The organism is Rhodococcus sp. C26F, assembly GCF_053345925.1.
This window is the reverse complement of record NZ_JBKFBA010000100.1, coordinates 1-2606: the sequence shown is the minus strand read 5'-3', so window position 1 is coordinate 2606 and position 2606 is coordinate 1. Positions and strand designations below refer to the sequence as shown.

Annotated in this window: 3 protein-coding genes and 1 pseudogene; 3 read left to right on the top strand and 1 reads right to left on the bottom strand. The window is 66.5% G+C overall.

The window, feature by feature from the left end; all coding sequences use genetic code 11:
- The first annotated feature begins 35 nt into the window (after window positions 1-35).
- Window positions 36-812, top strand: a complete 777-nt coding sequence (locus ACLBYD_RS30540) for a VOC family protein (protein WP_447819381.1) — start codon at window positions 36-38, stop codon at window positions 810-812.
- A 203-nt stretch (window positions 813-1015) separates the two neighbouring features.
- Here the strand turns inward: ACLBYD_RS30540 and ACLBYD_RS30535 are convergent, their stop codons facing one another.
- Window positions 1016-1966 (bottom strand): phosphatidylserine/phosphatidylglycerophosphate/cardiolipin synthase family protein, encoded by a 951-nt coding sequence (locus ACLBYD_RS30535; protein ID WP_447819380.1) that lies wholly within the window; start codon window positions 1964-1966, stop codon window positions 1016-1018.
- Between ACLBYD_RS30535 and ACLBYD_RS30530 the strand changes: the two genes are divergently transcribed.
- Window positions 1965-2183, top strand: a complete 219-nt coding sequence (locus tag ACLBYD_RS30530; protein ID WP_447819379.1) for a hypothetical protein — start codon at window positions 1965-1967, stop codon at window positions 2181-2183. The two genes, ACLBYD_RS30535 and ACLBYD_RS30530, sit on opposite strands and share 2 nt — an antisense overlap.
- Before the next feature lie 67 nt (window positions 2184-2250).
- Window positions 2251-2427, top strand: a pseudogene (locus ACLBYD_RS30525) (ATP-binding protein); the annotation flags it as partial.
- Window positions 2428-2606 lie beyond the last annotated feature (179 nt).

The window sequence follows — 2606 nt, the reverse complement described above, 5'->3', positions numbered from 1 at the left end:
CGTCGAGTGGGTATCCACCGGGCGGAGGAGCAGCGATGAGCGCGGTCACGACGAATCAACCTCTCGGCACCCCCACCTGGATCGACCTGGGCATCCCGGATCTCGACCGGGCGATGGCCTTCTACGGGTCGGTCTTGGGGTGGGAGTTCGACGTCGGTCCCGAGGAGTACGGCAGGTACACGATGTGTCTGCTCGGCGGTAAGAAGGTTGCCGCGCTGATGCCGAATCTCGATGAGAGCGCGACCGAGTTCTGGTGGAACGTCTATCTGGCGACTGACGATGTCGATGCGACGGTCGCTCGGTCCGTGGCCGCGGGCGGCACGTTGCTGACGGAGGCGATGGACATCGCCGACCAGGGTCGGATGGCGATGGTGCGGGATCCGTCCGGTGCGCAGTTCGGCCTGTGGCAGGGACGGGCACACGTTGGCTGCGAGCTCGTGAACGAGCCGAACACGTTGTTACGCAACGACTTGGTGACCCCGAATCCCGGACCGGCGCGGGAGTTCTACGCGGCGGTGTTCGACTTCACCCTGGATGGGAATGACGACCTGCCCGGCGTGGACTTCACCTTTCTGCGCAGACCGGATGGGCACGAGATCGGCGGCATCGTGGGCGATGCGTCCGCCTCGGCGTCGTCCTGGGGCACGCTCTTCCAGGTCGTCGATGCCGACGTGGTCGTCGCCGCGGCCCGGGTCGGTGGGGGTACCGCGGACGATCCGGTGGACATGCCGTACGGGCGGACCGCGGAGGTCACCGATCCGTTCGGTGCGAAGTTCACGGTGGGTTCCCCGCTGCGGGGTGTACAGGGATAGACGCTCCCGTCGGGCTACCCGCCGACAGTCGGTGCGTGCTCGGTGGCGCCGAGGGTGATCGCGGGCCCGTCGGCCCTGGGCGCTTCAAAGAGGCGGCAGCGCCGCTTCTTGCGAGCGTCGCTTCCTTGCGGCTTTGCGGTTGAGCGGATCCGTCATCGGGTTGTTCGTCAGCATGGTCGCAAGGTGTGCGGGGCGTCGAGGGGTTACAGGCTCCACAGCCTCATCAGCGCCGCGCGCAGAGCGGGCGAGATGACGCGGTGATCGCTATGCAGGCGCGGGTTCGGGTGGCCGTGTTCGATGAGACTGCGCGCAGCGGAAGCCACTGGGATGGGGTCGAGGTCGGTACGGACGCGCAAGCGGTACGCCACGGCAGAGCGGGTGTGGGGGATACGGTGCGGGCCGGTGTCGACGACGGCCGGCGGATGCAGCTGGGTGTTGTCGTCGCTGATCCGGAGGATGACGTCGCCGGGTTGGAGGCGGGTGCGGCGGTCGGGACCGGGAGTGTTCTGGCGGATCCATATGATGTGGTAGCTCGGGTCCGGCCGGTTCCAACTGGCGGTTGTTGCGGCCCATAATGTTTCGTCTTCATCGGTGGGGGTGTAGTCGTCGAGGTGCCGCAGGAACATCCGGCGTACGGGGGTGGGTAGGAGATCGTGGTCGGTGCGGGTGCGGCTGCCGATCCCCGCGAGGGGTACCACTCGTCCGATCTGCCAGATGGCGGTGGCACTGTCGAGGAACACCTCGTCGACCACGACGGTGTCTTCGAGACCGTCGAGGAAGGCGTGTGCGGCGGCGATGGCGTCGGGGTCATCGGTGATCAGCGCGGTTTCGTCGGCCACGGTGGAGCTGATCGAGGCGCTGGCAGGTCCGACGATCACTCGGTCACTGGTGAGGATCAGTCCGGTATGCAGGTTCGGGGTCGACAGCACACGTACCCCAGCGTCGAGGAAGTGGGCGAGGGCGGTGGGGGAGGTGACGTGCGCGCGCACCGCGGGGCGGGCGGCGTTGACGATGAGTTGGTCTCCGGCACGCAGCGGCAGCAGGTCGGGGGCGGTGTGGTCGAGGTAGGCGATCGCGACGCGGTGAGGGCCGGGGCCGCGGAGGGTGGCGGTGATGTGCGGCCAGGGGTGGGGTGCGTGCAGGGTCGTGCCCATGGTCGGCACGGTAGCGAACGATGATGCGGTGCACGGGGGAGATGACGAGCACCGTGGCCACCTACCGTGTCGGCTACCTACCGACGACGATTCCGAACTGACCGCGTTCTCCGAGACCGTCGACGACCTCGACATGCTGCGGCGCGAGATCCCGCAGATCTGTGAGGCGATCCGCGCCGTCCAGGAGGGTGCCCACGATCGTGCCGAGGTGATGTAGGGCCACGAATCGGGGACTTCGGGGATTATATGGGGGAGTATGGGAAATTTTCCATATTTCTCTATAGATGTTCCATCTGGCTCTGGAATTGAACCCGTTCAAGCCAGGATCAGGGTTGCGGCCTCCCGCGCTGGAAGGTCGGGGCAAGCAGATCGAGGCGTTCGACTTGCTCGTCGCGCGAAGTAAACGACGCAACTACGACCGGGGTATGGTCCTGTCCGGTCTGCGGGGAGTCGGTAAGACAAATCCGAGATTCCCCTGTCGGGCGAGCCGGGGCAAAAGCCCGGCATCGGACGCCGGTGACACTTGTTGAGGTCGCGGTGACCGTGTCGGCACCCTCCATGCGCCCCCTCGACGGTGACGTGCCGCGGTGAATTGACGTAAGGACCGCGTTCTCAATGATCACGACGCCGCACGCCTTGC

What these genes read in the sequence shown, in the direction of transcription:
- ACLBYD_RS30540 (WP_447819381.1), top strand. Translation starts at nt 36, where the DNA reads ATGAGCGCGGTCACGACGAATCAACCTCTCGGCACCCCCACCTGGATC.
- ACLBYD_RS30530 (WP_447819379.1), top strand. Translation starts at nt 1,965, where the DNA reads ATGGTCGGCACGGTAGCGAACGATGATGCGGTGCACGGGGGAGATGAC.
- ACLBYD_RS30535 (WP_447819380.1), bottom strand. Translation starts at nt 1,966, where the DNA reads ATGGGCACGACCCTGCACGCACCCCACCCCTGGCCGCACATCACCGCC.